The following is a 5,232-nucleotide window of genomic DNA, read 5'->3' as shown; positions in this document are numbered from 1 at the left end:
ATCATCTAGGCCATGAGGCACTCCAATTACGGGTTCGAACGCCTCGAAAGGCACCCCGGTTACTTGCGCGTTTATCCCAGTGACGACAAAACCCCACAGCCTATGGCTGCGGGGTTGGGATGCTTGTCCAGTTAGACCTTTTCGACCTGACTGAACTCCAACTCTACCGGGGTAGAGCGACCGAAAATGAGCACAGCCACTTGGATGCGGCTCTTTTCGTAGTTAACTTCTTCAACGACACCATTGAAATCAGCAAATGGACCGTCATTGACTCGTACCGTTTCACCTGGTTCGAAGAGAGTCTTCGGCTTAGGCTTGTCGCTACCATCAGCAACACGACGCAGAATCGCCTCTGCCTCTTTATCAGTGATCGGCGCCGGTTTATCAGCAGTACCGCCGATGAAACCCATCACCCGAGGAGTATCCTTGACCAAGTGCCAAGTACCCTCATTCATATCCATCTGTACCAGCACATAACCTGGGAAGAACTTGCGTTCGCTTTTGCGCTTCTGGCCATTACGCATTTCAACCACTTCTTCAGTGGGAACCAGAATTTCGCCGAAGCCATCTTCCATGCCAGCCAGCTTTACTCGCTCAACGAGCGAGCGCATGACATGCTTCTCGTAACCCGAGTAAGCATGCACAACGTACCAACGCTTAGCCACGGGACACCCTTAGCCGACAATCAAGGAAACAAGCCAGCCGAGCAGGGAATCTAGCCCCCACAACAGCAACGCCATAACCAGTACAACAGCCACGACAATCAGCGTGGTCTGTGTGGTTTCTTGGCGAGTTGGCCAAACGACTTTACGAATCTCGGTGCGAGCTTCCTTAACCAGTACAAAGAAAGACTTGCCCTTCGCAGTCTGCAGGCCTACAAAGGCAGCTACAGCAGCAATCACAAGTAGAGCGAGTACGCGGTACAGGATCGGCGAAGCGGCGTAGTACTGATTGCCAACAACGCCAACAGCCACCAAAGCAACTACTACAAGCCACTTGAGTAGATCGAAGCGAGAGCTTTGAGCTTCAGCTTTAGGAGTCATCTATGAAGATCCTGTGAAAAGAAAGCCAGATACACCGAGTGAATCTGGCAGGTCAGGAGGGAATCGAACCCCCAACCTACGGTTTTGGAGACCGTCGCTCTGCCAATTGAGCTACTGACCTAAAACAAAATCAGGCCGACCATTATGCCGGCCTGAAAAATACATTACAACCGCTTATTCGATGATTTTGGCTACGACACCAGCGCCGACGGTACGACCGCCTTCACGGATAGCGAAACGCAGACCATCTTCCATCGCGATGGTTTTGATCAGGGTAACAACCATTTTGATGTTGTCGCCCGGCATTACCATTTCTACGCCTTCCGGCAGTTCGCAGTTACCAGTTACGTCGGTAGTGCGGAAGTAGAACTGTGGACGGTAGCCTTTGAAGAACGGAGTGTGACGACCGCCTTCTTCCTTGCTCAGCACGTACACCTCAGCTTCGAACTTGGTGTGCGGCTTAACCGAACCCGGCTTAACCAGAACCTGACCACGCTCAACGTCGTCACGCTTGGTGCCGCGCAGCAGAACGCCGCAGTTCTCGCCAGCACGACCTTCGTCGAGCAACTTACGGAACATTTCAACACCGGTGCAGGTGGTGACGGTAGTGTCACGCAGACCAACAATTTCCAGTGGATCTTGAACCTTAACGATACCGCGCTCGATACGACCGGTTACAACAGTACCGCGACCCGAGATCGAGAACACGTCTTCGATTGGCATCAGGAACGGCTTGTCGATAACACGAACTGGATCCGGAATGTAGCTGTCCAGAGTTTCAACCAGTTTACGAACGGACGTAGTGCCCATTTCGTTATCGTCTTTGCCTTCCAGAGCCATACGAGCAGAACCGATGATGATCGGAGTGTCGTCGCCCGGGAAGTCGTAAGGGCTCAGCAGATCGCGCACTTCCATCTCAACCAGTTCCAGCAGCTCAGCGTCGTCTACCAGGTCAGCCTTGTTCAGGTAAACCACGATGTACGGAACGCCAACCTGGCGGGACAGCAGGATGTGCTCACGGGTTTGTGGCATCGGACCATGGCGGCCGAGCAAACCAGGATTGCGCCGTCCATCTGGGCAGCACCGGTGATCATGTTCTTCACATAGTCAGCGTGACCTGGGCAGTCAACGTGAGCGTAGTGACGGATCAGCGAGTTGTATTCAACGTGCGCGGTGTTGATGGTGATACCACGAGCTTTTTCTTCTGGTGCGCTGTCGATCTTGTCGAAGTCAACGATTGCGGAACCGTAAACTTCGGAGCAAACGCGAGTCAGAGCAGCAGTCAGAGTGGTTTTACCGTGGTCAACGTGACCAATGGTCCCAACGTTGACGTGGGGCAGGGAACGATCAAATTTTTCCTTAGCCATCGATATCACCCTCAAACAGAAGAATTAGACAAACAATATCAACCATTAAAACAAAGGCAGATATTTTCATATCTGCCTTGTTATATGGAGCTCTTGAGCGGATTTGAACCGCTGACCTCACCCTTACCAAGGGTGTGCTCTACCAACTGAGCTACAAGAGCAAAACACTTTGCACAACCTGCAAACTTGGAGCGGGTAGCGGGAATCGAACCCGCATCATCAGCTTGGAAGGCTGAGGTTCTACCACTAAACTATACCCGCAGAGCTTACAGCTCACGCTTAAATCTGGTGGAGGGAGAAGGATTCGAACCTTCGAAGTCGTAGACGTCAGATTTACAGTCTGATCCCTTTGGCCGCTCGGGAACCCCTCCTAATCAGGCCGGCATTCTATACTATGCCAAACCCCTGTCAAGCATTTTCTCATTTAAAAACCTGAGGTTAGCTGCATTGACACCACCCCGCCTCGTTAACCTTTGAAAGGTCTTCACTGCGGAGCGGGCGCCATTCTATTCAAACTATTCAGCAGGTGCAACCCCCTCGCACAGCATTATTTTATGTTTTAACTCATTGAATTCCTTGGAAAGGTTTTGCAGTTGCGCATCCCCCAGCAAACGCTGGCTTTCAGGTGCAATACGCAGCCAGTAACCTGTCGCAGGAACATCATTCGCTGAAAGTTCAGCCTTGATATCCATCTCAGCCAAACGCTGGCTCAGCGGCATAACTTGCTCCTCACGAGCAAATCCACCCAAATAAAGGCACCTCTCCTCAGTCCGCGGCACACCAGGCCTTGCCTTAGAAGCACCGACACTCTCGCTCAACAGACGAATATCCTGCTGCGAGCCTTTATACAAACTGAGAGGGGTTACGTCTTTTGCCCGCAAGGGTGCTTCCTGCTGATGCCAGACGTAATAGAAAACATTGAGAACAAGGAGCAGCAGGAACAACCAACGCATACATACCTCAGGACAAAGGACACGCCATAGCCAAACCTACGAATACAAGATCAGGAACAATCCTGGCCTCAGGCGCGACATCTGCAACCAACCCAGCATCACCACCCGTAATGAAAACAGTGAAGCCGTCCCCCCAATATGCTCGCGCCATTTCGAGCTGGGTGAGCACGAACCCCCTCAGCATCATGGAGCAGCCGCGCTCCACCGCCTCTACAGTGTTTCGACCGGGCGCCTGACTGGTTAATGCACGCTCTGCTGCAAGATCGCCATAACGAATTTTTCGGGTATGGGTTCGTAACTGACTGCGCATCAACGGCATACCCGGACAGATGAAGCCACCGAGATGCCCCCCATCTTGCGCAATGAAGTCGGCGGTAACCGCCGTGCCGAAATCAAGCACCAGGCACGCACCTTTAGCCAAGTGAAACCCGCCGAGCATAGCCAGCCAACGATCAAGCCCTAGACGCTCGTATTCTTCGTAACCGTTTACAACACCGGACATCTCACGAGCAGGCTCCGCGCATATGACCGTTACTCCAAACTCTTGCTTAAGCATCTGAATTAATGCACCGGTTTCCTCGGCGGAACGAACACTCACTAATCGGCACTTGCTTAACGACACCCCACTCAGCGCCCACAGACCTTCACTGAGCGCCTGATCTGAGTCGACCACCCCCTCCGCGATCAAAGTAACAGCCTTAGCATTCAGCACACGCCATTTTATAAAGCTGTTGCCGCAGTCAAGCTCAAGAATCATCACGCAACCTCAGGCTGAGCTCGCCACCACTAAAGACTTTTTCCACGCCATTCACCTGTAATCGCAACGCACCCTGACTATCAATACCGAGCACTACACCATCTATTTGGTTGACACCAGCAATCAACGACACGGAACGCTTCTGCCACAAATGATTTTCCTCCCATTCCGCCTGGAGAACCGAAAAACCATGCATTTGCTGCCGCTGTATGTATGCCTGCAACTGCTCGCTCAATTCAGCGACCAGGACATTGCGATCACAGTTTTTGCCAGACTCAAGCCGCATAGACGTCCATTGTTGGTCCACCTCTTCTGCAACCTGCATATTCACGTTAATGCCTATACCTAGCACCACGTGACACACATCTGCCGGATCTCCAATCAGCTCCAGCAGAATGCCGGCAATTTTCTTATTGCCCGCCAGAACATCGTTGGGCCACTTCAAACCTGCACCGGGCACCCCCATCTTCCGCAGGGCCTGCATAACGGCCAATCCAACAACGAGACTCAGGCCTTCAAGCTGGCGCATTCCACCATCAATACGCAGAACAAGACTGTAATAAAGGTTTTCGGCAAACGGACTTACCCACTTGCGCCCTCTACGTCCGCGCCCGGCGACCTGCCGCTCGGCAAGCACCAAGAAGGGCGCCGATTGGCCTTGGCCAATCGCGCGCAATGCCTCTGCGTTGGTGGAGTCGATAGAATCAAAGACAGTTATTGGCCAGCCGACTTTCATTCCCGCCATTTTTAGAGGATCGAGCAGCATCAATGGAGCAGCCAACTGATAGCCACGGCCTCGAACTTTGTGGATAGATAGCCCAAGCTCAACCTCAAGATGCTGAAGCTGCTTCCACACCGCACTTCGGCTAATTCCCAAGGCTGCACCCAGGTCTTGACCAGAATGGAATCGCCCATCCTTCAGAAGATTCAACAACGTCAGCATGCAGGTCTCGCCTCACAATGAGGCCCGAATAATAGCCATGCCCCGGGCCGTTGCATAGAAATCAAGCAGGCGCATTTCCTGCGGGCAAAACAAAACCCCAACTGCTTTCGCAATTGGGGTTTCGGAATTTAATCTTGACGATGACCTACTCTCACATGGGGAAACCCCA

Annotated in this window: 5 protein-coding genes, 4 tRNA genes and 1 pseudogene; all 10 read right to left on the bottom strand. The window is 52.4% G+C overall.

The features are described 5' to 3' along the window. Window positions 1-131: 131 nt before the first annotated feature. Window positions 132-665 (bottom strand): transcription termination/antitermination protein NusG, encoded by a 534-nt coding sequence (gene nusG / locus ACIOVB_RS26915; protein ID WP_007916492.1) that lies wholly within the window; start codon window positions 663-665, stop codon window positions 132-134. Between the two features lie 9 nt (window positions 666-674). Continuing rightward, complete coding sequence (gene secE, locus ACIOVB_RS26910) at window positions 675-1,043, bottom strand: preprotein translocase subunit SecE (protein WP_401272204.1); 369 nt, start codon at window positions 1,041-1,043, stop codon at window positions 675-677. 45 nt (window positions 1,044-1,088) lie between these two features. Then, window positions 1,089-1,164, bottom strand: a tRNA-Trp gene (locus ACIOVB_RS26905). A 53-nt stretch (window positions 1,165-1,217) separates the two neighbouring features. Beyond that, window positions 1,218-2,410: pseudogene (gene tuf / locus ACIOVB_RS26900) on the bottom strand (elongation factor Tu). Between the two features lie 85 nt (window positions 2,411-2,495). Next, window positions 2,496-2,571: transfer RNA gene (locus tag ACIOVB_RS26895), tRNA-Thr, on the bottom strand. 26 nt (window positions 2,572-2,597) lie between these two features. Further along, window positions 2,598-2,671, bottom strand: a tRNA-Gly gene (locus ACIOVB_RS26890). A gap of 25 nt (window positions 2,672-2,696) precedes the next feature. Beyond that, window positions 2,697-2,781 (bottom strand) — tRNA-Tyr (locus tag ACIOVB_RS26885). A 144-nt stretch (window positions 2,782-2,925) separates the two neighbouring features. After that, window positions 2,926-3,363, bottom strand: coding sequence for a hypothetical protein (locus tag ACIOVB_RS26880; protein WP_401272203.1), 438 nt, complete (start codon window positions 3,361-3,363; stop codon window positions 2,926-2,928). A gap of 7 nt (window positions 3,364-3,370) precedes the next feature. After that, a complete protein-coding gene (locus ACIOVB_RS26875; protein WP_401272202.1) occupies window positions 3,371-4,120 on the bottom strand; it encodes a pantothenate kinase in 750 nt (249 codons plus the stop codon). Further along, window positions 4,110-5,063: a bifunctional biotin--[acetyl-CoA-carboxylase] ligase/biotin operon repressor BirA gene (gene birA, locus ACIOVB_RS26870; protein ID WP_401272201.1), complete on the bottom strand. Its 954-nt coding sequence runs from the start codon at window positions 5,061-5,063 to the stop codon at window positions 4,110-4,112. Before birA ends, ACIOVB_RS26875 begins: the two co-directional genes overlap by 11 nt. Window positions 5,064-5,232: the final 169 nt, after the last annotated feature.

It is taken from the genome of Pseudomonas sp. NPDC087639 (genome assembly GCF_044743385.1).
Classification (GTDB): Bacteria; Pseudomonadota; Gammaproteobacteria; order Pseudomonadales; family Pseudomonadaceae; genus Aquipseudomonas.
This window is presented reverse-complemented; position numbering and strand designations above follow the sequence as displayed.